Annotated in this window: 18 protein-coding genes; 11 read left to right on the top strand and 7 right to left on the bottom strand. The window is 51.9% G+C overall.

Annotation, left to right across the window (positions count from 1 at the left end):
• Positions 1-48: 48 nt before the first annotated feature.
• Both ACT3RT_RS18120 and ACT3RT_RS18115 read left to right on the top strand, forming a co-directional pair.
• A complete protein-coding gene (locus ACT3RT_RS18120; RefSeq protein WP_496203559.1) occupies positions 49-1233 on the top strand; it encodes an efflux RND transporter periplasmic adaptor subunit in 1185 nt (394 codons plus the stop codon).
• 23 nt (positions 1234-1256) lie between these two features.
• Positions 1257-4406: an efflux RND transporter permease subunit gene (locus tag ACT3RT_RS18115; RefSeq protein WP_486032356.1), complete on the top strand. Its 3150-nt coding sequence runs from the start codon at positions 1257-1259 to the stop codon at positions 4404-4406.
• A 106-nt stretch (positions 4407-4512) separates the two neighbouring features.
• Here the strand turns inward: ACT3RT_RS18115 and ACT3RT_RS18110 are convergent, their stop codons facing one another.
• The 3 genes from ACT3RT_RS18110 to ACT3RT_RS18100 all read right to left on the bottom strand — a co-directional run bounded on the left by ACT3RT_RS18110 (position 4513) and on the right by ACT3RT_RS18100 (position 8599).
• Positions 4513-5007, bottom strand: coding sequence for an RrF2 family transcriptional regulator (locus tag ACT3RT_RS18110; protein WP_485903404.1), 495 nt, complete (start codon positions 5005-5007; stop codon positions 4513-4515).
• A 651-nt stretch (positions 5008-5658) separates the two neighbouring features.
• Positions 5659-6972, bottom strand: a complete 1314-nt coding sequence (locus ACT3RT_RS18105; protein WP_496203484.1) for an ABC transporter substrate-binding protein — start codon at positions 6970-6972, stop codon at positions 5659-5661.
• Positions 6965-8599 carry a methyl-accepting chemotaxis protein gene (locus ACT3RT_RS18100; protein WP_496203483.1) on the bottom strand — a complete coding sequence of 545 codons (1635 nt, stop codon included), beginning with the start codon at positions 8597-8599 and terminating at the stop codon, positions 6965-6967. Before ACT3RT_RS18100 ends, ACT3RT_RS18105 begins: the two co-directional genes overlap by 8 nt.
• A 993-nt stretch (positions 8600-9592) precedes the next feature.
• Between ACT3RT_RS18100 and parA the strand changes: the two genes are divergently transcribed.
• The 3 genes from parA (at position 9593) to ACT3RT_RS18085 (ending at position 12665) form a co-directional block, all read left to right on the top strand.
• The gene (gene parA, locus ACT3RT_RS18095) at positions 9593-10219 is read left to right on the top strand and encodes a ParA family partition ATPase (protein ID WP_034796139.1); all 627 of its coding nucleotides are present in this window, start codon (positions 9593-9595) and stop codon (positions 10217-10219) included.
• Positions 10216-10425: a plasmid partition protein ParG gene (locus tag ACT3RT_RS18090; RefSeq protein ID WP_154147395.1), complete on the top strand. Its 210-nt coding sequence runs from the start codon at positions 10216-10218 to the stop codon at positions 10423-10425. Before parA ends, ACT3RT_RS18090 begins: the two co-directional genes overlap by 4 nt.
• Positions 10426-11675: 1250 nt before the next feature.
• Positions 11676-12665, top strand: a complete 990-nt coding sequence (locus ACT3RT_RS18085) for a replication initiation protein (protein ID WP_353504244.1) — start codon at positions 11676-11678, stop codon at positions 12663-12665.
• Between the two features lie 153 nt (positions 12666-12818).
• Here ACT3RT_RS18085 and ACT3RT_RS18080 read toward each other — a convergent pair whose 3' ends face one another.
• Complete coding sequence (locus ACT3RT_RS18080; protein WP_485903401.1) at positions 12819-13037, bottom strand: DUF7661 family protein; 219 nt, start codon at positions 13035-13037, stop codon at positions 12819-12821.
• Positions 13038-13296: 259 nt separating this feature from the next.
• Between ACT3RT_RS18080 and ACT3RT_RS18075 the strand changes: the two genes are divergently transcribed.
• From ACT3RT_RS18075 to ACT3RT_RS18055, 5 genes are read left to right on the top strand one after another with little or no spacing between them, the layout of a single operon-like run.
• Positions 13297-14949 carry an ABC transporter substrate-binding protein gene (locus tag ACT3RT_RS18075; RefSeq protein ID WP_486032606.1) on the top strand — a complete coding sequence of 551 codons (1653 nt, stop codon included), beginning with the start codon at positions 13297-13299 and terminating at the stop codon, positions 14947-14949.
• A 52-nt stretch (positions 14950-15001) separates the two neighbouring features.
• Positions 15002-15961: an ABC transporter permease gene (locus ACT3RT_RS18070; RefSeq protein ID WP_353504241.1), complete on the top strand. Its 960-nt coding sequence runs from the start codon at positions 15002-15004 to the stop codon at positions 15959-15961.
• Positions 15961-16902, top strand: coding sequence for an ABC transporter permease (locus tag ACT3RT_RS18065; RefSeq protein WP_353504240.1), 942 nt, complete (start codon positions 15961-15963; stop codon positions 16900-16902). The genes ACT3RT_RS18070 and ACT3RT_RS18065 overlap by 1 nt, the downstream gene beginning before the upstream one ends.
• Before the next feature lie 4 nt (positions 16903-16906).
• Positions 16907-17917 carry an ABC transporter ATP-binding protein gene (locus tag ACT3RT_RS18060; RefSeq protein ID WP_496203482.1) on the top strand — a complete coding sequence of 337 codons (1011 nt, stop codon included), beginning with the start codon at positions 16907-16909 and terminating at the stop codon, positions 17915-17917.
• On the top strand, positions 17914-18882 hold the full coding sequence (locus tag ACT3RT_RS18055) for an ABC transporter ATP-binding protein (RefSeq protein ID WP_496203481.1): 969 nt from the start codon (positions 17914-17916) through the stop codon (positions 18880-18882). Before ACT3RT_RS18060 ends, ACT3RT_RS18055 begins: the two co-directional genes overlap by 4 nt.
• Here the strand turns inward: ACT3RT_RS18055 and ACT3RT_RS18050 are convergent.
• The gene (locus ACT3RT_RS18050) at positions 18874-20289 is read right to left on the bottom strand and encodes a PTS transporter subunit EIIC (protein WP_496203480.1); all 1416 of its coding nucleotides are present in this window, start codon (positions 20287-20289) and stop codon (positions 18874-18876) included. The two genes, ACT3RT_RS18055 and ACT3RT_RS18050, sit on opposite strands and share 9 nt — an antisense overlap.
• Positions 20290-20633: 344 nt before the next feature.
• Between ACT3RT_RS18050 and ACT3RT_RS18045 the strand changes: the two genes are divergently transcribed.
• Positions 20634-21833, top strand: a complete 1200-nt coding sequence (locus ACT3RT_RS18045) for an enolase C-terminal domain-like protein (RefSeq protein WP_496203479.1) — start codon at positions 20634-20636, stop codon at positions 21831-21833.
• Between the two features lie 29 nt (positions 21834-21862).
• Here the strand turns inward: ACT3RT_RS18045 and ACT3RT_RS18040 are convergent, their stop codons facing one another.
• Complete coding sequence (locus tag ACT3RT_RS18040; protein ID WP_485903395.1) at positions 21863-23974, bottom strand: peptidase domain-containing ABC transporter; 2112 nt, start codon at positions 23972-23974, stop codon at positions 21863-21865.
• A complete protein-coding gene (locus tag ACT3RT_RS18035; protein WP_485903394.1) occupies positions 23967-25253 on the bottom strand; it encodes an HlyD family secretion protein in 1287 nt (428 codons plus the stop codon). Before ACT3RT_RS18035 ends, ACT3RT_RS18040 begins: the two co-directional genes overlap by 8 nt.
• Between the last annotated feature and the right edge of the window lie 258 nt (positions 25254-25511).

Genomic DNA, 25511 nt, shown 5'->3' with positions numbered 1-25511 from the left:
TGAGCTTACTCACTGGAAATAAAAATAATGGCAAGTCTGCAAAACCCAATGGTTAAACGGGGCCGCTCACTTCGCGCGCCTCTACTCGCTTTGCAACTCTCTTTGGTTGCGATCTTGGTCACCGTGCTCAGTGCTTGCGACAACAGCGCAGCAAAAAATGGCCCGCCACCGCCTCCGGGCGTCAGCGTAGCGGATGTCGTCGTCAAACAGATTAACCAATGGGATGATTTTAACGGCCGCATTGAAGCCGTGCAGAGCGTGCAACTGCGCCCGCGCGTTTCCGGTTATATCGATAAAGTGAACTACACCGAAGGTCAGGAAGTTAAAAAAGGCCAGATTCTGTTCACCATCGATGACCGCACCTATCGCGCCGCCCGCGAGCAGGCTCAGGCCGAGCTGGTTCATGCACGCAATCAGGCGAATCTGACCCGCAGCGAGTCAGGCCGTACTGAGAAATTGATTGGCACTCAGGCCGTCTCAACCGAGATCTGGGAACAGCGTAAAGCCGCCGCGTCGCAAGCGCAGTCCGACGTTCTTGCCGCGCAGGCTCAGCTGGATGTGGCTCAGTTAAACCTCGACTTCACTCAGGTCACGGCGCCCATCGACGGTCGCGCCAGCCGCGCCATGATAACCGTGGGTAATCTGGTGACAGCCGGTGACAGCGCGAGTGTTCTCACCACGCTGGTGTCTCTCGACAAAGTCTACGTTTACTTTGATGTAGATGAAGCCACTTTCCTGCGTTATCAGTCACTTGCTCGCGATGGCCAGCACATTGCCGCGCCTGGCACCAAGTTGCAGGTCAACGTCGGTTTGGCGGGTGAGCAAGGTTATCCGCACACCGGCTATGTCGATTTCACCGACAACCAGCTGAACTCCGGTACCGGGACTATTCGTATGCGCGCCGTGCTCGATAACAGCGAACGCCGCTTCACGCCAGGCCTGTTTGCTCGCGTGCAAATGCCGGGCAGCCCACGCTTCGACGCGGTGCTGATCAACGATAAAGCCGTGCTGACTGACCAAGACCGCAAGTTTGTCTATGTGCTCGATAAAGAAGGCAAGGCGCAGCGTCGCGATGTCGAATTAGGCCGTCAATATTCAGGTCTGCGTATTGTGCAAAAAGGTTTAGTCAGCGGTGACAAAGTCATCGTCGATGGTGTGCAGAAGGTATTTATGCCGGGCATGCCGGTGAATGCCAAGACGATTGATATGGCTTCAACTGTCGCTTCTAACTAAGCCCTGAAAGAGAATCCTGAATTATGGACTTTTCCCGCTTTTTCATCGACAGACCGATTTTTGCCGCGGTGCTGTCGATCCTGATTTTTGTTGGTGGTTTAATCTCCATCCCGCTTCTGCCGATCAGCGAATACCCGGACGTGGTACCGCCGAGCGTGCAGGTACGCGCCGTGTATCCGGGTGCCAACCCGAAAGTGATCGCCGACACCGTGGCTACACCGCTGGAAGAGTCGATCAACGGCGTTGAGAACATGATGTACATGAAATCTGTGGCTGGTTCTGACGGCGTGCTGGTCACCACCGTGACTTTCCGCCCGGGTACTGACCCGGATCAGGCGCAGGTTCAGGTGCAAAACCGCGTGTCTCAGGCGCAAGCCAGATTGCCGCAGGACGTAATTCGCCAAGGGATCACCACCCAGAAACAGTCTCCAACGCTGACGCTGGTGGTGCATCTGTTCTCCCCTTCCGGCAAGTACGACTCGCTGTATCTGAGTAACTACGCCACGCTGAAAGTGAAAGACGAGCTGGCGCGTTTGCCGGGCGTCGGTCAGGTGCAAATTTTCGGTGCCGGTGAGTACGCGATGCGCGTCTGGCTTGACCCGAACAAAGTGGCGTCGCGCGGCTTAACGGCGTCTGACGTGGTCAACGCAATGCGCGAGCAGAACGTTCAGGTCTCTGCCGGTCAGCTTGGCGCAGAGCCGATGCCGACCAAAAGCGACTATCTGCTGTCGATTAACGCCCAAGGGCGTCTGCAAAACGAAGAAGAGTTTGGCAATATCATCCTGAAAACCAGCGATGACGGCACCGTGGTGCGCCTGCGCGACGTGGCCCGTATCGAGATGGGGTCAGGTAACTACGCGCTGCGTTCCCAGTTGAACAACAAAGACGCGGTAGGTATTGGTATCTTCCAGGCGCCGGGCGCCAATGCGATCAACCTGTCTGACGCCGTTCGCGACAAAATGGCCGAGCTGGCGACCCGTTTCCCGGAAGGTATGACCTGGAAAGCGCCTTACGACCCAACCGTGTTCGTGCGTGACTCCATCAGTGCCGTCGTCCATACGCTGCTGGAAGCCGTTCTGCTGGTCGTGCTGGTGGTTATTCTGTTCCTGCAAACCTGGCGTGCGTCGATCATCCCACTGTTGGCGGTGCCGATTTCAGTGGTTGGTACTTTCAGCGTGCTCTATTTACTCGGTTTTTCGCTCAACACCTTGAGTCTATTCGGACTGGTGTTGGCGATAGGGATCGTGGTGGATGATGCCATTGTGGTGGTGGAAAACGTCGAGAGGAATATCGAGGAGGGCCTCACCCCGCTGGCGGCTGCCCATCAGGCGATGCGCGAAGTGTCTGGGCCGATTATCGCCATTGCTCTGGTGCTCTGCGCGGTGTTCGTGCCGATGGCCTTCTTGTCCGGCGTAACCGGCCAGTTCTACAAGCAGTTTGCGGTCACCATTGCCATTTCAACCGTGATTTCAGCTATCAACTCCCTGACGCTCTCCCCGGCGTTGGCGGCGCTGTTGCTCAAACCGCACGGCGCGAAGAAAGATATTCCGACGCGAATCATCGATCGACTGTTCGGCTGGCTGTTCCGCCCGTTTAACCGTTTCTTCCACAAAAGTTCTGAACGCTATCAGGGCGCAGTTTCACGCACGCTCCACCGCCGTGGGTCAGTGTTCGTGGTCTATCTGCTGCTGCTTTGTGGCGCAGCCTTTATGTTCAAACTGGTGCCGGGTGGTTTTATTCCGACCCAAGATAAGATGTACCTGATTGGCGGCGTGAAGATGCCAGAAGGTGCCTCCCTTGAGCGTACGGATGCCATGATCCGCAAGATGAGTGAGATTGGGTTGAGCGTGGACGGCGTGAGTGATTCAGTCGCCTTCCCCGGCCTGAATGCGCTGCAATTCACCAACACGCCGAATACCGGCACGGTGTTCTTTGCCCTAAAACCGCTGAATGAGCGTACCCGCACCGCGGCGGCGATCAATGCGGAAATCAACGCCAAGATTTCACAGCTGCAGGAAGGTTTTGCCTTCTCTATTATGCCGCCGCCAATCCTTGGTTTAGGTCAGGGTTCGGGCTATTCGCTGTATATTCAGGACCGCGCGGGTCTGGGTTACGGCGCATTGCAAACCGCGATCAACACCATGTCCGGCGGCATCATGCAGACCCCGGGCATGGGCTTCCCGATTTCATCTTATCAGGCCAACGTGCCACAGCTTGATGCCAAGATCGATCGCGATAAAGCCAAGGCCCAGGGCGTGTCGCTGGATGATTTATTCAGCACGCTGCAGACCTATCTCGGTTCGACCTACGTTAACGATTTCAACCGTTACGGCCGTACTTATAAAGTCATGGCGCAGGCCGATGGTCCCTATCGTCAAACCATTGAAGATATCTCCAACCTGCGCACCCGCAACGATAAAGGCGAGATGGTGCCGATTGGCAGTATGGTGAACATCACCACCACCTACGGTCCAGACCCGGTAATTCGTTATAACGGCTTCCCGGCGGCGGACATCATTGGTGATGCCGATCCGCGCGTATTGTCTTCGACCGAGGCTATGACCAAGGTGAGCGAGCTGGCGGATAAAGTCTTGCCGAACGGCATGAATATCCAATGGACTGACCTGAGCTATCAGCAATCAACGCAGGGCCACGCGGCGCTGATCGTCTTCCCGGTGGCTATTCTGTTGGCATTCCTGGTGCTGGCGGCGCTGTATGAAAGCTGGACATTGCCACTGGCGGTCATTCTTATCGTGCCGATGACCATGCTCTCCGCGCTGTTCGGGGTGTGGCTCACTGGCGGGGACAACAACGTCTTCGTGCAGGTCGGGCTGGTGGTGCTGATGGGGCTGGCTTGTAAGAACGCCATTCTTATCGTCGAGTTCGCTCGTGAACTGGAAATGCAAGGCAGAGGGATTGTTGAAGCCGCGCTCGAGGCATGTCGCCTGCGTCTGCGCCCTATCGTTATGACGTCGATTGCCTTTATCGCCGGGACTATCCCGCTGATTTTAGGCCACGGCGCGGGTGCCGAAGTACGCGGCGTCACCGGTATTACCGTGTTCTCCGGCATGCTGGGGGTAACGCTGTTCGGCCTGTTCCTCACGCCGGTGTTCTACGTGGCGTTGCGCCGACTGGTGACGCGTAAAGAACGTCAGGAAACCGTGGCGGTCTAACCGTAAGTAGCGGAAAGCAAAAAGGCCGGGTGAATAACCCGGCCTTTTTTATGGCTCAGTTTCAATCAACACTGAGCACTGGTGCTAAATGAAAGCTGTCTTGTGCTTATTTCTCGGCGGAAGCTTCTTCATCCTGTTCCGTGCAGGCGTTTTTCTTATCGCTGCACCAGGTGCGGGTGTCATTACATTCAAACTCACTCAACGCATCAGCCACGGTGTGGCGAGCGAGCACGGCCAGCGAGGCTTCTTCAGCTTCGCTAACGACCGATTTGAAATACCAGCAGGCGTTGGCGCTGACCAGACACTTGGCTTCCACCTCGGGGCGCGACGCCCAAATGCGTTTGTCATCAATCACCGCGGTGTAAATGTCACGCAGCGTGATTTGATCTGTCGGGCGGCCGAGCGTAATGCAGCCTGTTCGGCCAAGCGTAGACACAATAATGCCGTTACGCGTCAGCGGAACCATCAACTTGCGAATAAAACTTGGGTTAGCTTCCAGAACCTTAGCCAAAACCGCACTGGTTGCACGTACGCCGGTTTTTTCGGCCACGGCGACGCTGAGTACCATTTGCATTGCAGTCGGAAAGCGAAAATCTAACATGTCATTGTCCTGAGCGACGAAGTTCTAAAAGTATATTGGCTTTAGTGAAATACGCCAAAATCCTGAACGTCAATTGGACAATAATATAACAAACACTGCTGCAATATTGAAGTTCAGCACCCTCGGAGCGCACAGATAGACTATGTTTCAGACGTTTTCACCCCAAAGGCACGCATAACTTCTATACAGTAGTCATTGTTAATTCAGGCTAAAGGATGACAAGTTGGCGCTTTCGTGGCATCGAGCGATAAACGCACAAATGGCTTACTACGGCTAAGGTTGTTGCAGGGGTGGGGATTCGCTGAGTTTGCATTTTCCTGTGCCGAACAAGTTGGCACTGGCGACAGGCTGGAAAGCAATAAATGCGCTTTTAACCAAAGCAGGATAAAAATCAGAAAATGGTTGTTCTAAATTTTTAGCTGACTGATAAAATGAGACATCCATCACACTTATGAAACACCAATGTTCAAAACCATCATCTTCGTTTGCTCCGCCTGCTTGTTGTTAAAATTAGCTCTGGACTGGCAAGTTATTCTGCAAGTCGCTGATAGCTAAAAACATATCAATTAATCCCATAATCCAAGAATTATATAATCACAGGATTATGGGATTTCAAAATCATGAAATCACTGAATCATAAAACTTCAAGATTCAATGATTCCCCGACTGATACAGGGTCGTCACGGCCTGCTGGTTAGCACTCAGCACCTCCTCCAACGTCATCTTACCGTCCAGAAGTGCAGAGATATTTTTACCCACGGCGTCACCCATCTGGTCAAAACCCGGAATACTGACATACTGCACGCCCTGATAAGGCACAGGGAAAAGCGTTGGCTGCTCGGGCGTGGCGGTTTCTAAAGCCTGTTTCACCCGCGCCGCGTAAGGCGCCAGCTTCTGATAATGAGGTTCAGCATAAGAGGAATAGCGGCTGCCGGGAGGAATTGCGCCCCAGCCCACTGTCTGCGCAACTTGCTGGATATAGGCCGGCGACGTCGCCCAGGTGATAAAAGCCTGTGCCTGAGCCTTTTGACTGCTGCTTTGCGGCACGGCCAGCGACCAGGCCCAAAGCCAGTGCGATCCGTTAGAGGAAATGGCCACCGGTGCTGGCGCAAAGTCAACCTTGTCCGCCACCATCGAGATTTGCGGATTAGTCACCATCCCAGCCGCCACCGTGCTATCGACCCACATTGCACATTTACCTTGGGAGAAGAGCTTGAGGTTTTGCCCAAAACTGTTCGATTTTGCATCCGGCGGACCATAGTTTTGCAGCATAAACACATAATCTTTTAAGACGTTACGCCATTCGTCGCTGTCCAAATGAGGCTTCCAGTCGGCGTCGAACCATTCGGCCCCATAGGCATTGGCCATGGTGGTGACTAACGCGACGTTGTCACCCCAGCCAGCTAACCCACGCAGGCAGAGACCGTAAATCCCCTGCGACTTATCAGTCAGTTCAGCGGCAAGATTTTTGATTTCATCCCAGCTTGGGTTTTCTGGCATTGTCAGGTGCTTAGCCGCGAACAGGTCTTTGCGATAATAAGTCATGCTGCTTTCACCATAGAAAGGTAAAGCATAGAGCTTATTCTGCCAGGAAAGAGCACTACGAATGGGTTTCAGCAAGTCATCAACCTGATAGTTAGCCGGCAGATTATCCAGCGGCGTGAGCCAGCCTTTTTGGCCCCACAGCGGGACTTCATAAGTGCCTACGGTTATCACGTCGAAGTTGGCCTTGCCGCTGCTCATATCACTGAGAACCTGCTTGCGCAGTTCGCCATCATCCATTACGTACCACTCAAGCTTGATATCAGGGTGAGCCTGTTCATAACTGCTTGAAAGCTGCTGCATAATGGTCATATCGCCATTCGCGATGGTAGCAATCTTCAAGGTAGTCACGGCATGAGCATTCAGGCTTAACGCCGCCATCGCCGCAGGAAAAAGCCATTTTAGCCCTTTTAAATCAGACATTAACCGGCTCCAGCGTTGAAGCCGTCGCGGGCTGATAGGCTTCTGCCACGGGGTGCTTAGTGACTTTGTCAGGAGCGGCAGGCGGTATTTTTTTCAAATGGAAGAAGGCCATTTTCTCCACCAATTTACCGGCGTGGGCATTTACCGTCTGGCTGGCAGCGGTGGCTTCTTCAACCAACCCCTCGTTTTGCTGAATCGCGCTCTCCATCTGCACGATTGCAGCATTAACCTGAGTAATACCGCTCGACTGCTGGTTGCTGGCAACAGCTATCTCAGCCACAAAATCCACCACTTTCACCAAACCCTCGTTGATTACATTGAGGGTTTCACCGGAACGCAGAACCAGTTTGCTGCCCACATCTACCTTGCTGACGCTAGCCTGAATTAGGGTCTTGATCTCCTGCGCCGCTTTAGCTGAGCGCTGCGCCAACTGTCGAACTTCAGCAGCGACCACGGCAAACCCCCTGCCCTGCTCGCCTGCGCGAGCCGCTTCGACCGCCGCATTGAGCGCTAGTAGGTTTGTCTGGAAGGCAATCTCATCAATGACGCGGTTGATATCGCCAATCTTCTTACTCGACTGTTCAATATCTTGCATTGCCGTGACAGCGTCACTTAGCACTGAACTTCCCTTTTGCGCATGCTGTCGCACGGTTTGCACCAGTTGGCTGGCCTGCGAGGCGTTGTCCGCATTAAATTTCACGGTGGCCGTCATCTGTTCCATGCTGGCGGCGGTCTGTTCGAGGGAGCTTGCCTGAGAGTGAGTGCGCGCAGCTAAATCATTATTGCCCTCTGCCATTTGCTCCGCCGCCTGGCTTAAAGCCTTGGCGCTTTCGCCAACATCGCGAACGATGGATGACAGCCGCGCGTCCATTTGGGCCAGCGCCTGCATCAGTCCCCCCATCTCATCCCCTGGAATATCGCCGATGTGATGATTCAAGCCACCCGCTGATATGGATTCGGCCAGACGTTTTGCCCGACTGATAGCCGCAGTTAAAGAGCGAATAAGCAGGCCCCCGGCAATCAGCGCGATGAAAATGCCGGCGGCGAGAATGCCTAACATGCTGTTACGCATAATATTAAAAGCATTAGAACTGGCGCTGTAGTTGGCTTCAGCCTGCTGACGCATCAGGTTATCCAAGGCGTCGATATCTTTTTGTAGAGCAAGACTGCCGGAACGAAGGCGAGTTTCAATAATGACTAAGGCTCCTGAAGGGTTACCCGATGCCAGTAAAGAACCGGCGTCACGCAGCGCGACCTGATATTTTGCTAAATCATTGAGGAAATTCTGGCGCAAAGCAGCACTGCCTGAAACTATGGACGTCGCCTGATAGGCTTGTTGTTCAGCGACGATTTGTTTGCGGTAAGTGTCGATTTGCTGCATCCGCTGGCTCACTTCGTCGCTGTCAGTCCAATAGCGCAATGTTTCAAAAAGCGTAGCTGACTGAAGTTGGGCCAGTCGATAAAGTTTGGCGGAGTGCTGTAGAGGAAGCAGTTCAGTGCGGTAAGTAGATATGGCTCTCTGGTCGGCTGCGCGTAATCCGATGATCCCCCAACCTGTGGTGATTGCTAGCAAAATGCACAACAAACCGACGATGCCTATCAGTCGCGCGCGAATGGTGAATCGCATAACTCACTCCATAACCAAAGATAAAAGCAATGAATCCGCAGGCTATCGACATCGTGAACCCCCCATGATGTCACGGCCCAGAGAACAACTTATCGGCAGTTAATGGATAATCTTTATGCAGAGAAATAAATAAGCTGCGTCAGTGGAAATCCTGAGATTTAGAAATCCCACAATCCCAGGATTGCAGAATCCCATGATTTTAATCTTCTAACTACGCGTTTTAGGATCCTCTGATTTAAAGATTATGGGATTATAAGATTATAGAATCCCGAGACATCAGGTGCACAAAATCATAGGATTCTAGGATTAGAATCCCCTTTAGATAAAATCTAGCACTCCCCTCCCCCGTCGCTGAGGGGTCTCATCATAATATGTAACTCATTGATTAAACTATTATGATTATGGGATTATGAAATCTCAGGATTTTGTGATGATAGGATTTGGCAAGTTAAGGTTGGAGATTTCAGCATCCTGTAATCATAAAATCTCAGGATTCTAACAAATTATATCTTAGGATTTCAGGATTTTTAAATCCTAGGATTATGAATATAACGCCGCAGCAACAGTGCCACGTCTCTTGGCTTTCCTCAAATGGAAAACTCCATTCACTATCCAAGTAATAGTGGAATTATGAGATTTTGAGATTATAGAATCCTAGCACTGCGTGGTGAACATGATGATGCAATCCTCAAATCCTAACCACCCAAGATTCAAAGATTCAGTCATCTCGAGATTCCACAATCCTAAGATAATGGGAACATCAGATATGGTAATCTCAGAATCCTAGGATTAGGGAATTATATGATTTACAAATCCTGAGATATTGAAATCCTTGGTGTTGGACATTATAGTATCCCATACTCATGAGATTCGTGGATTTTATAATCACAGAATCCTGAGATTATACGATGTCAGACTTGGATAATCTTTGAATCCTAGGATTCAAAGATGGTGAAATCTTATGATTCCATAATCCATCACTAAGAGGTTGCAATGGCAGCGAAAATAATTTCCTTCCTGAACGGGAAGGGCGGGGTAGGGAAGACCACAACGTCCATTAACATCGCAACCTGTCTCGCCAGACAAGGACACAAAGTTGTGATGGTCGATACAGACCCTCAGGGCAGCATCAGCAACTGGTATGACGAAAGCAAGTGCCAGTTCGACCTTGCAGAAGCGGCGTCGGAGAAAGAAGTCTACACCGTCAGAAAACAGCTGAAGGAATATGACTACGTAGTGATCGACGGAGCTGCCGCCATATCGGCTATTTCCTCCGCAGCGGTCATGGTAAGCGATTTGGTGTTAATTCCGGTTACTCCCTCACCTTTGGACTTTGCGGCCTGTGGCGCTATCCTGGCGGTCGTAGAAGCGCGTGAAAACCTGCAACCCGTGATTGCGCGTTTTCTGATCACCAAGAAGGTCGCTTCCGCTAAAATGTTAGAAGTGTTGAAAGAGTCGATTGCAGATACTGGCGTTCCAGCACTCAGAACAGGCACCTCTCAGCGTCAAGTTTATGTCCGCACCATGATGGATGGCGGCACTGTATTTGATACTACAGACGGCAATGCGAAAGGGGAGATTGAGATTATGACCAAAGAGATCATGGAGTTGCTGAAATGAAAATGAAATTAGGCCAGCATCGACAACTCAATACGGCTCTGGAAGCTGTATCTAAACCGCCATCAAGCGTCAAAAAACTGCAAACCAATATCGACGAAGATCTGCATAAGCGCTTTAAGACCAGCTGCTTTTTGCAGGATCGTGAAATGAAAGATGTTCTAACCGAGCTTATCGAAGGCTGGTTGATCCACAACGAACGCGTTTAATCTTCGGTCTGCATGCTGATCAGCGATGGTCAGCATGATCTTCCCGCTTTTTGCCAAACCCCCGCCAGGCGCCTGTTTTAAGGGAAGGATCCAAAGATCTAATAACTCTTTTGTTTCTTTTTAACTTTAAACCTTTCTCTTTAGAGCGCCTTTTTCACTTTTAGTATCAACCAGTTACGCGCCTATATGTGGAGTGATTTCATGCTTCATGTGGAGATCATTCCTGTTGAATGTGGATCCTTTTCCTGTTCCATGTGGAGTAATTTCCTGTGGATAACTTTAGGGATATCATGATCTTACTTATGTGGAGCAATTTCCTGTTGATAACTCTGGACTGTTTGAGACTTTTAGTATTCTAGCAGGATCACCGGGACTAAGCGTTATGTGTAAAGGGTTTAACTACTGCATTAGCAGGGCAGAACATCAAAGGTGGAGGAATTTCCTGTTGGTGTTGACGCCTCATATGTGGAGATTTTTCCTGTTACCGCGTCACACATGAATCCCTTACTTGAACGACTAAATGTGGAAAGATTTCCTGTACGCGTTGTCGTAACTTCATGTGGAGACTTTTCATGTTCCAGCTCTGAAATTTTCTTAAAACGTCTGCCTTATACTTTTCACTAAATCATCCACTTATGTCCTTTGTGACAGCGTCACATTGTTATATGTGGAAAGATTATCTGATCATTTAACATCTCTGCATACGTGGAAAGATTTCCTGTTCGATTGTCTGGATCCCTTGTTGGTAGCCGTTTCTCTAACAAGGGGAGGGCGATATGTGGAGAAATTTCCTGTTGCCTCGCATCAGTCCATATGTGGAAACTTTTCATGCTGTTTGGTGGAGGCTAATGTGGAAAGATTTCCTGTAATGGGCATCGGCACAGCTAAAAACCGGTAAATTGCGAGATGAGAGCTTGATCACACAACCCAATAACCCTGTCGAAAGTTCATATGTGGAGAGATTTCCTGATCCAAACCGAAAGAAATCTCACATTGGGTTGCGCGGCGAAGTGCGATCCTTATCGCTTAATGTGGAAGAATTTCCTGTTCGCTCTGCGTCACGAATCGCCAAGGATCTTATCTTGCGAGACATCTCGAAAAATCTTATGTGGAGAAATTTCCTGATCGCACTTTTTTGGAAGCCACATAACACAATGATATAAAAGAATTAATTAGTTAGTATTTTTGCTTTACGGCAGCAATTTATATGTGGAATAATTTGTCTACATTCCACCTATGGATCCTGCGACATGGAACTCAATAAACTAACCGTTGTTCAGGGAAATGATCTTCTCGAGGGGGCGTATAGCGTAACCCTTGATGAGATGCGGTTACTCAATTTGGCTTTAGCCCAAATCGATAGCAGGAAACCACAGCCAGACACTCTTTACCGGCTTTTCCCTCAGGATTATCAGCGGATCTATGGCGTGAACCCCACCAGCAGCCACAGGCAGCTGCGCGAAGCCGCTGAAAGCCTGATGAAAAAGCCGGTCACTATCTACAAACCTGATGCTAAAACCGGCAAGATCCGCACGGTTCAGCTCTCCTGGTTCTCACGACTTGAGTATGTTAGCAGCGACGATCATAGCGCCGTCGTGCTGCGTTTCGGCCAAGACGTTGCACCCTATCTCTATGAATTAAAAGAGTCTTTTACCAAACTTAATTTCGCCAACATCGCCAAGCTAGATACGCCATTCTCAGTGCGGCTGTATGGCTGGTTGATCAAAGCTAAAAACCTTTACGGCCGCCGTCCCGGTAAAGCCATTGAGGTGACGCTGGATCTTAACTGGATGCGTGAGAAGGCCGGGCTGGCCGGTAAATACGAGGATTACCGCGATTTCCGCCAGAAGCTGCTGGAACCGACCATCAATCGGATCAACGCCAATACCGATATCTCAGTGGTATGGGAGCCGGTAAAAAGCGGCAGAACCGTGGTTTCAATCAAATTTGCCTACATGGACGAGTCCACGCCAGAGGCCACCAAGCCTATGCGACCACGCTTACCGCGCCGTCCTCGCGCCGTGGCAGGTTCACAGTTAGAGGGGGAGTGGGCGCGTCGCTGCATAGCTATTTTCGAAGATTATCGAATTAAATTAGCCGCTTATGATGCTGACGAGAAATCAGCAGTGCCGGATCTTCGCAAGCTGGCTGGCTGGTACAAGATCATTGGCGATAAAAACAAACAGAAAGAAGTGATGGCAGAAGTGGGTTCCCGCAGTAAAAAAGCCGCCGCTAAGTGATATCGTAGCGAACACACAACGTCTTCTAATATCAATGTAATTACGCGTAATTAACTTCTGAATAACACCTTATTTTGGCGCTCGCCCTCAGGGGAGGGCGTTTGTAATATGGCCTTGTAAGTTAGTAAGCGCTTACTGGGTGAGGGCAGGAAATCATTCCACCTTTAGCACATCCGGGTGCTTTTCTGTGGCCGCCTCGTGGAAGATGTCACCAAGGTAAATGGCTATCTCATGCTCTTCTATAAAGTCAGGAATAGCGACCTGATGATTAAGTGAGTACTTCCTCTCTGGCAGCGTCACGTTGAAAACCTGCCAGCGACCGTCGATTTTCTTGACGCCCAGCAGGCGGCCGAACACGTTGTAAATCATCATCGGGACACTCCTCCGTTACATTCTTCATTAATAGTCGTTTTAGGCGTAAGTATAAGCTGCTGTCTGGTTCACCCTTACTAGCAGAGTGCCAGTACAAAATTGCTATAAGCCATACTTTTTCGTTGTTAGACAAGCCGAAAACCCGACCTTACTCTTTGTCACGTTTTGTAAAATTTAATGCAAATACCTTGATGAGGAACGTCTTTTGGCAAAGTCTCTGCACGATTCTAAAACCCGCGGCCTGCCGCGCTTTACGCCACTGAAGCTGGCAGTGCTCTGTGGCTCTCTTTTATTCTCCTCTCTGTCTATTGCTGACGAGCAGCTAAAAGAAGGCATTACGCCTGCCACCGATGCCAGCCAGATCCCCGCTGCGGCTAAGTTACGCAAAGATACCGTGATCGCGGGTATCTCTGAACCTCAGGGTATTTTTAACCCTTACTTCTTCGTCAACGGTTGGGACGAAAACGTCACTAACGTGATTTTTGCCCGACTGATCGATTTAAACAGTCACGGCGAATCTGTCCCAGGTTTAGCTGAAAGCTGGACCGTATCCCCCGATGGAAAAACCTACACCATCAAGCTTCATCCTAACCTGACTTTCAGCGACGGATCGCCGTTAACCGCTGAAGACGTGGCGTTCACGCTGACCGTACTTTATGACCCGAAATATGATGGCGACACCGACATTTCATTAGCCCATATCGTCGGCGGTGATGACTACAAAGCCGGTAAAGCAGATAGCGTATCTGGCCTGAAGGTGATCGACCCGCAGACCCTGCAAGTGACCACCACAGAGGCGGGCGCCACGACGCTGCAAAAAATCGGCGGCCCGGTTCTGTCAAAAGCCTATTACGGCAAAGGCTATTCCCGCGGCAATCTCGATGAATTGAGAACCCTGCACGGCAAGCCGCTAGGCAATGGCCCGTATGTTTACGAAAAATACATTCCGGGACAGGAGATACGTTTCCACGCCAACACCCATTACTATAAAGGCGTGCCGCCAACGCCGCGCTTTATCTATCGCGTGACCAACCCGTCGACTAACTTCCAGCTGTTCCAGACCGGTGACACCGACTACGACGCCTTTACTTCGCGCCCAGACGATATCGAGCAGCTCAAGCTACTGGGCTTCGCCAACATCAACCTTTATGGTTCCAGCGATTACAGCAAGATTGAGTTCAACTTCCGCCGCCCGGCCCTGCAAGATGTCAAAGTCCGTCAGGCGCTGATCTACGGTCTTGATCGCCAAAAATTGGTCGACGTGGTCTATCAGGGCTACGGTACCGTAGCCAATGAGCCGATCTCGCCAATCTCTTGGGCTTACAACGCCGAGGGCGTGAATCAATACAAATACGACGCGGCCCAGGCTAAGAAACTGCTGGACGAAGCAGGTTGGAAAGTTGGCTCTGACGGCATCCGTGAGAAAGATGGCAAGCGCCTTGAACTGACGCTGCTGGTCAGCAAGAAAGTGCTGAACGACGCGCTGATCCCGATTGCCAAAGAGAACTACCGCCAGATTGGCGTGCTGCTCAAACCACAGGTATTGGACTTCAACGCGCTGATGTCCCAACGCAAGGCGGGCAACTACGATCTGGCCTCCTTTAGCACCAGTACGCTGAACGATCCGCACGACGGCGTGTGGGATTTCTATAGCAAAGAAGCCGCCACTCAGGGTGGGTACAACAACCCGCAGGTGGATGAACTGATCCATCAGGCCAATGCTGAACTGGACATTGAAAAACGTAAGCCGATTTATCATAAGTTGTATCAGGTGCTGGCCAACGATCCGCCAGTCATTCTGTTGGCAAACCGTAAAATTCTCTCGGCCAGTAGCGCACGGGTCACAGGCTTCAAACCGGATATCTACAACGGTCTGACGGGAAGCCTGCCAGATGTGAAAGTGGTTAAATAATCAGAAATAACGCCACTGCCGGTCTTTGATTGGCAGTGGCAATGAGAACGTCATGAGAAATTTCATTCTGCGGCGATTGCTGCAAACCATCCCGATGCTGTTCCTCGCCTCGCTGTTGATCTTCATGCTGTTTGCGTTAACTCCCGGCGATTTCATTGATGGCAACGTGACGCTGACGGCGCAACGTGCCGCCGAACTCAAAGCGCTTTACGGCCTCGATCAGCCGGTGTTTACCCGCTATTTCCGCTGGCTGGGCCAGCTGCTGCAGGGCAACCTCGGCTTTTCGCTGCAATACCAAATTCCCGTCAGCCAGCTGCTCAATCAATATATCTGGAACTCCTTCCTGCTGGCCGGGATCTCCATGGTGCTCTATTGGGGCATCGCGCTGGCAGTGGGCATCGTTTCGGCGTTGAAACCTTATTCGCTGTTTGATCACGTGGTCAGCGTGGTGATCTTCGCCGCCATGTCTTTCCCCACCTTCTTCCTCTGTTTGCTGCTCATCAAATGGTTTGCCGTGGACTTACATTGGTTGCCGGTTGGCGGCATGACCAATACCGGCAGCGATGCGACAGGGTGGCCCTGGGTGATGCAGGTTGCGGCACACCTGATCCTGCCGGTGCTCGCGTTGGTCATGTTGCAAGCAGGAAGCCTGACACGCTATTTCCGCGCCAGCATGCTGGATGTCATTCGGATGGACTTCATCCGTACCGCCCGCGCCAAAGGGCTGCGCGAAAGAACGGTTATCTTCAAGCATGCCCTACGCAACGCGCTGTTGCCGCTCATTACCTTGATGGGCTTTGAGCTGCCGGGGCTCTTTTCTGGCGCGATCATCACCGAGAAGGTCTTTAACTGGCCGGGAGCCGGGCATATCAATATCGACTCACTGGCCGCCCGCGATTACCCGGTATTAATGGGATTCACGCTGTTTTTGGCGGTGCTCACCATCCTAGGCAACCTGATCGCTGACGTGCTTTATGCCTGGGCTGATCCACGTATTCGGGTGAAGTCATAATGTTAATTTCTCTGTTCTCCAGCCAGCGTCGGCTGCGTAAGGCGCAAATCCCCGCGCTGGCGCAGGCCACGCCTTCACCACTGCATCAGGCGTGGAAGGCATTACGCAGCAATCCGCTGGCAATGTTTAGCCTCATTCTGCTGACGGTTATGGCGCTGTGGTGCGTGTTTGGCCCGATGTTTTCCCCGTGGCGCGATGAAGCCACTGACGCCCTGATGATCAACAAAGCCCCTAATGCCCAGCACTGGCTAGGGACCGACTTTTTGGGCCGCGATATCTATACCCGCCTGCTACTGGCCGGGCGCATCTCGCTGGTTATCGGCCTGCTGACCATGCTGCTCTCGGTGACGCTGGGCTATCTGCTCGGGGCGCTTTCCGGCTATGTCGGCGGGTTGACCGACAAAATCGTCATGCGCCTTGCCGACCTAATGATGACCATTCCCACTTTGCCTTTGCTGTTGGTAATGGGCGCGATGCTGTCCGAGCTGGATTTCTCGCCGGACTCGCGCATCTATATGGTGATCGTGATGCTGAGCCTGATCGAATGCCCGAAACTGGCGCGTCTGGTGCGCGGGCAGATCCTCTCATTGCGCGAGCGCGAATTTATGCTGGCGACGCAGGTGCTGGGGCTCTCTTCCCGCCGTCGCGTGTTCCGTCACTTACTGCCGAACACGGTACCGATTCTGGTAGTAATGGCCACCATGGCCGTTGCCAACGCTATTTTGATGGAGTCCGCGCTGAGCTACCTCGGCTTGGGCGTGGTGCCGCCGATGGCCTCCTGGGGCAACATGATGGATGCTGCCAACAGCCTGATCGACTTCCAGCGCCGTCCGTGGCTGTGGATGCCGCCGGGCATTGCCATCTTCCTCACCGTGATTGCGATTAACGTGCTGGGCGACGGGCTGCGTGACGCCTTAGACCCAAAAATGAAGCGGGGTTAACGCCATGACGCAACCTTTAGTCAGTTTTAACAACCTGTCGCTGTCGTTTTCCAGCGAGCAGGGCAGAGTGCGCGCGGTGCAAGGCGTGAGTTTCGACGTGATGCCAGGCCAGACGGTCGGCGTGGTCGGTGAGTCCGGCTGCGGCAAAAGCGTCACCGCCATGTCGTTGATGGGGCTACTGCCGCCGCAGTCGGCACGCATCGACTCCGGCGAGATCTGGTTCGAGGGCACCAATCTGCTGACCCTGCGGCCTTCCCGCATGGCGGATCTGCGCGGCAACGAGCTGGCGATGATTTTCCAGGAGCCAATGAGCGCGCTGAACCCGGTGCTGACCATCGGCGAGCAGCTGGTAGAACCCTTGATTCGCCATCTCGGGGATAAACCCAAAGCCGCATGGGCTAAGGCCACGGCTTTGCTGACGGAAGTCGGCTTAGCCCGCGCCGCAAGCCTGATGGAAAGCTACCCGCACCAACTTTCCGGCGGCATGTTGCAACGCGTGATGATAGCCATGGCGCTGAGCTGCAAACCTAAATTGCTGATTGCCGACGAGCCGACCACCGCGCTGGATGTCACCGTGCAGGCGCAGATCCTCACCTTGCTACGCGAACAGGCCCAGCGCCAGCACATGGCGCTGATGCTCATCACCCACGACCTCGGCGTTATCGCCCAAATGGCTGACCACGTGGTGGTGATGTACGCCGGGAAAATCGTCGAGCAGGGGCCGACCGCCGACGTGCTGCGCAACCCGCGGCACCCTTATACGCAGGGGCTGATTGCCTCAAGGCCAGTGCCCGGCGAACGCCGCCGCCGCTTATATTCCATCCCCGGTCAGGTGCCGAGCCTTACCGCGCTGCCGCCATATTGCGCATTTACCGAGCGCTGCGCCAAAGCCACCGAACGTTGCCGTCAGGGCATTCCGGCTTTGGTGGGGGAGATCCGTCAGGCCGCCTGTTTCTACAGTGGTTTGCCCGCCAGCGGGCTTGCCACCGCGTCGCCATTAGAGGTACAGCCGTGAAGACAGAATATTTGGTCGAAGTGAAAGACCTGAAAAAGCATTTTCCAATCCAAAATGGCGTGTTCGGGCAGGTGACCGGCCAGCTTCGCGCGGTGGATGGTGTGAGTTTCAACATCCGCAAAGGCTCTATCTTTGGGCTGGTGGGGGAGTCGGGGAGTGGCAAAACCACGGTCGGCAGAACCCTGCTCGGCTTATATGACAAGACGGCGGGCAGCGTGAAGTTTCGCGGCGAAGACCTTTCGGCATTGAAGCCCAAACAGCTGAAAGCCCTGCGGCCAAAAATCCAGCTGGTATTTCAGGATCCCTATAGCTCGCTGAATCCGCGAATTCGCGTGGGTGATGCCATCGGCGAAGCGTTGCTGGAGCACAAGCTGTGCGCGCCGGGCGAGCTGCGCGGCAAAGTGCTGGAGGTGATGAAGATTTGCGGCTTATCCGAGCTGCACTACAACCGTTTCCCACACGAGTTTTCCGGCGGGCAGCGTCAGCGCATTGGTATCGCCCGGGCGCTTATCCTGCAACCAGACTTTATCATTGCCGATGAACCTATCTCGGCGCTGGACGTGTCGATTCAGGCGCAAATCATCAATCTTTTTTCGGATTTGCGCGATGACCACGGTGTCACCTTCCTGTTCATCTCCCACGACCTTGGGGTGGTGGAGCACCTGTGTGATGACGTGGCGGTGATGTACCTTGGGCAGATTGTCGAAACGGCCGATCGCGACACGCTGTTCCGCCAGCCGCTACATCCTTACACTCAGGCTCTGCTGGCTGCGGTGCCGACCTTGGACCCGGGCAGCGTGCCGGTGGCGATGGCCAAGGGTGAGATCCCCGACCCGTCGCAGCCGCCGTCAGGCTGTCGCTTCAACACGCGCTGCCCGCTAGCCACCGAGCGTTGTCGCCAGGAAGTGCCCCTGCTGCGCGCCATTGGCGAAGCGGGGCATCGAGTGGCCTGTCACTTAGTGTGAATCCTGGGATGCTATAATCTCAGGATTTTGTGATTCTGAGATTTTATCGCCTCTTACCACCAGCATATAAGTCAGGGTAAATGACAGCACTAGCGCGATAGTCACCCCCATCAGGATGTAGATAAAGTAAGGGCCAATGTAGGCCGGCAGGCTGAAAATGCTCGACAGGATATAGCCATACAGACGCACGCCGAAGAAAGCGATGAAAGCCGAGGCAATCGAACTGCTGATGGTGGTAGCGATAAAGGCTTTCTTATAGCGGGTCAGCACGCCAAACAGCGCTGGCTCGGTAATGCCCAGTAAGCCAGAGACGGCGGCGGAAACCACCAGCGTTTTCTCCTCGCGGGTTTTCACGTGGAAGTAGATGGCGAAGGTGGAACCGGCAATCGCCATGTTGGCCATGAACATCATTGGCATCAACATATCCCAGCCCTGATCGGTGAAGTTCTGCAAGGCAATCGGCGTCATGGCATGGTGCATGCCGGTCAAAATTGCCACTGGCCGGATGGCACCGACAATAAAGCCCGCGAACACCGACGAGACGTCAAACAGCCCCTGAATGAAGAACGCCAGCAGCTTGCCGAGGTAAATGCCCGCCGGTCCAATCACGGACAGCGACACCAGCGCGGCGATAAACAGCGTCAGCGTTGGGGTGAACACGGTCTTCAGCACGTCCGGCATAAACCTGTCTACCCAGCGGTGAATGTAGCTGAGCGCCAGAACCGAGAAAATCACCGGGATCACGCTTGCCGAGTAGTTAAACACCGAGACCGGAATGACATCCATAAAGTAAATCGCGCTGGCGGCGCCCGGCGTGTGGCTGGCCAGTGCCTTGGCGGCGTCGATAAGCGTTGGGTACATCAGGCAGGCTGCTACCGCCGCGGCTAAATATTCATTGGTTTTAAAGATTTTCGCCGCAGACACCGCGAGGAAGAAGGGCAGGAAGTAAAACACCCCGCTGGCGATCAGGTCGATAACCATCACCGTGTCGCTCTTGGCTGAAATCACTTTCAGCGCGATCAGCCCGGCCAGCAGACCTTTGATCATACCCGCGCCCGCGATGGCCGGAACGATTGGGCCAAAAACGCCGGAGACGGTATCCATAAACAGCGACACCAGCCCTTTACGCGCTTTCGGTTTATCGGCTTTTTCCAGCGTCACTGGCTTAAGATGGCTGACTATCTCCTCATACCACTCATTCACCTTCGGGCCGATGATGATTTGCACCTGCTCACTTTGGCTTTGCGCACCTAATACGCCGGGCAGGGCTTTTATTTCCTGCCACGCCACTTTATTTTCATCAATCAGATCAAAACGCAGCCGAGTCATGCAGTGCCAGACTTTATTAATATTTTCTGGCCCACCCACAAGCTGGATAATTTTCTGCATTGCTTCTGTTTTTGCCATAAAAACCCCACTGCGAACAGTTATTATTATGAAGTCGAAAATAATGACGTGAATAGCATGGAATACTAATGTTCCATGCCGACAAAAACAAACCAATAAAACATGATACAACTTACAAAACCACCCTGAACGGCGGTGATTTGTGGAGGTTATAGCAAATTGGTATGGTTTTTACTGGTCTTCGATGCTGAATGCCAAACCATTTAAAATGAATTAAATTTAAGGTTTACAACAGGGTTTAAAATAGGGTGAAATTGATGAAATCAGATTATTTCCATCCATCATGGTTACTCGATAAATAGCTTTTTAAGAGCAGTTTTATGTGAGCCACCGAGGAATAAATTATGCAGCCCACCTTTATTACAAATATTGAATGCCAGATAACTCGCCCCGATCGCCATAATCTGGTGGTGGTGACGATTGAGACAGATAAAGGCATTCGCGGACTGGGTTGCGCGACCTTCCAGCAGCGCCCGCTGGCGGTAAAACTGATGGTGGATGAGTACCTTAAGCCGCTGCTGATAGGCCGCGACGCCAACCATATTGAAGACCTATGGCAGATGATGATGGTCAACGCTTACTGGCGCAATGGCCCGGTGATGAACAACGCTGTGGCGGGAATAGATATGGCGCTGTGGGACATTAAAGGCCAACTGGCGGATATGCCGCTCTACCAACTGTTTGGCGGGAAATCTAAAGACGCTATCACCGCTTACAGCCACGCGGCCAGTGACACGCTGGAAGGATTGTATGCTGAAGTAGATCGCCTGCTGGCGGAAGGCTATCGCCATATTCGCTGCCAGCTGGGGTTTTACGGCGGCAACGCGCAGGACTTCCACGGTACCAAAAATCCGACCGAGGGCGCGTACTACGACCAAGATCAGTACATGGACAACACGCTGGCGATGTTCAAAGCGCTGCGCGAGAAATACGGCAATCGCTTCCATATCTTGCACGACGTCCACGAGCGTCTGTTCCCGCAGCAGGCGTTGCAGTTCGCCAAACAGGTGGAAGCTTACCGCCCATACTTCATCGAGGACATCCTGCCGCCGCACCAAAACGAGTGGCTGGAGCAGATCCGCAATCAAACCGCCGTGCCGCTGGCGACCGGTGAACTGTTCAACAACCCGGCCGAGTGGAAAGATTTGGTGATCAATCGCCGCATTGATTTTATCCGCTGCCACGTTTCACAGATTGGCGGTATCACCCCGGCCCTCAAGCTGGGGAGCTTCTGCCAAAGCTTCGGCGTGCGCCTTGCCTGGCATTGCCCGCCGGACATGACGCCGATCGGCGCGGCGGTGAATACCCATCTGAACATTCATCTGCACAACGCGGCGATTCAGGAGTTCGTGGCCTATCCCGCTAACACCCAGCGCGTGTTCCCGGACGCAGTGAAACCCGAAGGTGGCTACTTCTATCCAATTGAAAAGGCAGGGATCGGCGTCGGCTTCGATGCTAAAGCCGCAGAGGAATTCCCGGTGGTCTATCGCCCACATGAATGGACCCAAAGCCGTTTGCCGAATGGCGCAATTCATACGCCGTAAAGCATGGCGGTTAAAGGCGAAAGTGAGGGTCAAAAGGCGGGAGGTTCAAGCCTGATGACTCTTCCTGCTGAAGCTATGGTTGATGGGCGATGGGCAATAATGATTCGGGTAATGTGCAGCGCTGAGATCGCCGCGTTAATACAGGCTTCGTTATCAAGATCGAGATGGCTGGTGGCTTCGTCCATAAAGAGGATGCTCGGGCGGCGATGCAAGGCTCGGGCAATCAGCAATCTCTGTTTCTGGCCTCCGGACAAACTTCCTCCCAGCTCGCCAATTAAGGTTTCATAACCCATCGGCATGGCAATGATCTCTTCGTGAATATTGGCGTGCTGCGCGCACTCTTCAATCCACCGTATATCAGCAGACGACGTAAATCCGGCGATATTTTCCGCAATTGAACCGGCCAAAAGTTTATCGTCTTGCAACACACAGGCGATGCATTTTCGATAATTATTAATACCTATGGCATGTATATCTACACTATCAACCCGCAGCGTTCCTGATGTCGGTACTAATAATCCGCACATCAATTTCATTAATGTTGTCTTGCCTATGCCCGACGGGCCGATTATTGCCACGCTTTCGCCGGAATGAATATGAAAACTCATATCCCTAATTAATGGCTTTGAAATGTCGTCATATTGGTAAGACAACTGGTGGACATCGAAAGAGAGCGCTTTTCCGGCATGAAATACAGCCTGGCTGGGCATCTGTTTTTCTTTATCAGAGAGCACGATGTCTGAGACCCTTTCGTTATGCAAGCTGAGCATTCGCAGGGCCAGCAGCATATCGATGAGGCTTGAGGCGCGCTCAGAGAACTGACCACGGTAGGCGTTGAAGGCCACAAACATGCCTAATGTCATCTGATTTTCAATCACCAGAGAGGCCCCTAGCCACAGAATAACCACCTGATCGAGAGTGGCTATCAGTGAGCTTATGCCACCAAAAAGCATATTCATTTTGGTGAGTTTGATGTCGGCATTCACCGTATCGGCGTTTAGATTCATCCAAATTTGAGAGCGCGAACCCGCCAGATCCAGAGATTTAATGGTGCTGATGCTATATAAGGTTTCCATAAAATGAGAGTCAGTCTTGGCTCCTTTGACTAACTGCTCCTCAGAGAGTTGGCGATAATAGTTATAGGTTGATAAACGTAAAATGATATAGAGGGTCGTGAAACCCAGTACCACCCACACTAACCAGCCGCCATATAACAGCATCATGATAAATACGCCAACGGTCATGATAGTATCGATAATGCTATTTACTATGCTGGTGGTGAAAGTGGTTCTAATAATTTCTAAAGAGCCAAACCGAGAATGAATATCCCCAAGTTTGCGTTTCTCGAAATAGGAGAGGGGAAGCTTGATCAAATGGTCAAAAACACCGGCTACCCATTGGATGTCAATAACCGCATCCATCACTATTGATGTCCACGACCTCAGCATTGAGATAGCCGTTCGGAACAAAATAAAAAATAGCAGCCCGATGCAAATCAGAGACAGCAGGTTGTGGTCACTCGCCAGAATCACGTGATCCATAATGAGCTGGGTGCCGACCGGCATGAGCAAATTAATACTTTCAATCACTACCGACAGCGCGAAAATCTTGATCAATGCGCCTTTCAAGCCGCCAATATTGGATAACAGAAGGCGAAAACTCAGTTTGCTACGCTTGGTGACGGGCGTGAATTCGCTATCTGGCCACAGTTCTAATGCCATGCCGGTGAAGTGTTTCGACACCTCCTGAATACCCAAGACTCTGCGACCAAACGCCGGGTCATGAATGACCACCCGCCCGCGACGCGCGGCGATAAGCACCACAAAATGGTTCATATCCCAATGTAAAATACAGGGGGTTTTCAGGGCATTAAGCTCTTCAAGATCAAGGGACAAAGCCCGGCTTTTCATTTTTAAGCTGCTGGCTGCGTCTATCAGCATCGACATCGTGGCACCGCGAGAAGATAGCCCAAACTGCTGGCGAAGATTGAAGAGATCGATACTCGCGCCGTAGTAGTGGCACACCATTGCCAAGCTTGCTAACCCGCACTCCGCGGACTCGGTCTGTAATATCTGTGGGACTTTGCGTCGCCAGGATAGATTCAGTTTTGCAGTGAGATCGTTAAAAAAGCTTTTATCCATTTACCGGCCCAGCTACGCTTTTTCGAATACCGTAAAAGGGCGAAAACATCCATTGATAAAGCGGCCTCTTCTCTAGAAACAGGGTGGATTCGGCCTTCATGCCGCTCGAAAGCGCCAAGGTTTTATTCTGATGGCGAAAGTGAGTTTCCGTTAAAGCCACCATCACTTTGTAGTACGCCTCGCCCTGTCGATTGGGCTGGCCGATAGGTGAGTTACTATAGGTTGCCATCTCTTGGGGTGAGGCGGGCACGTAGGCAATGGTCTCAATTTGGCCATGAAACTGACCAAATTTCTCGAACGGGAAGGCTTCATAGCGAATATTTACGCTCTCTCCCTGCGAAATATAAGGCACGCTAGAGTTTGGCAGCCACAGCACTAAGTAGTAGGTCGAGTAGGTGCTGGGTATAAGCTGCGCCAGACTGTCGCCTTGATTGACCATCTGCCCGCGGGTTACGCTCAGTGACTCAATGCGGCCATCCGCCGGGGCCTCAATGATCCGCGTGCTGTTGGCATCAGATTCTGCTAGCTGCCGTTGCAGGCTATTGTGTTCAAGCTGGGACTGAGATATTTGGTTGTCGAAATCTGCCGCCCGAGTGACTATTTCCGTAGCAAGGTTGGTTATCTGTAGTGACTCTTGAATTCGCTGATTAGACAGTATCTGAACGCTGTTCTGCTGCTGATAATAACTATAGGTTTGCGCGCTCAGTTGGTCTTTCGTGGTAAGCCCTCTTAGATGGTAATCCGAGTAATTCTTCATGGTCTCTTTAGCGAATTGCGCGCCCTTGCGGGCATCCATGAGGAACGATAAGGATTGGCTATGGGCCAATTCGTATTGCTGTTTCTGCGTTCGTAAATTATCGACGGTCAGCTGCTTATTTTTTTGCAGTTTGTCGATAATCTTTTCTATTTGAACCAGCTGCGACTCTATTGCTTCCCGGGTCTTAATGCTGAAATTGCCACCGTGGGTAACTTTGCTAAAATCGATCTGATAGAGACGATCTCCCTTTTTAACCACATCACCGACCTTTACAAAACGGTCTGAAATAAACCCTTGCTGAGTCGCGAAAATGTTCACTGAGCGAGGTTCGCTGGTTATCTCACCAAAGACGTTTATACGGCGGGTGTAGTTGCAGAGGGTTAACGCTGCAATGAAGATCGTTAAAAAGAGAAGTGACAATCCCAAAACTAGCCAAGCTGGGGCAGAGGGGGTTAATAATGCTTTACCTATCCACTTAGTCTGCTGGTGTTCTATCGATTCCTTTCGAAAAGAGAGCTTCATTTAGTGGTCTATTCTGGTTTAACAAAGAAATAGGTTAATGTTTTGAATGCTATCCACCTTATTCCCATAAAGGAGGATGCGCTTAAAAACGCATCTGCAATGCTATTTCCATTGGACACAATATTTAAGTTTGATGCGTAGGCTAAAATAATACTCAGTGTTAAGGCGAAGATATTCGCTGCGGCGTGTATCCACTTACTGCGGGTCATCATTAGATTCCATTCTAAGTGTTAACGAAAAACCGCGCCCTTAGACGCG

The organism is Ewingella sp. AOP9-I1-14 (assembly GCF_052375995.1).
In the GTDB taxonomy this organism is placed as follows: Bacteria; Pseudomonadota; Gammaproteobacteria; order Enterobacterales; family Enterobacteriaceae; genus Ewingella; species Ewingella allii.
This window is presented reverse-complemented; position numbering and strand designations above follow the sequence as displayed.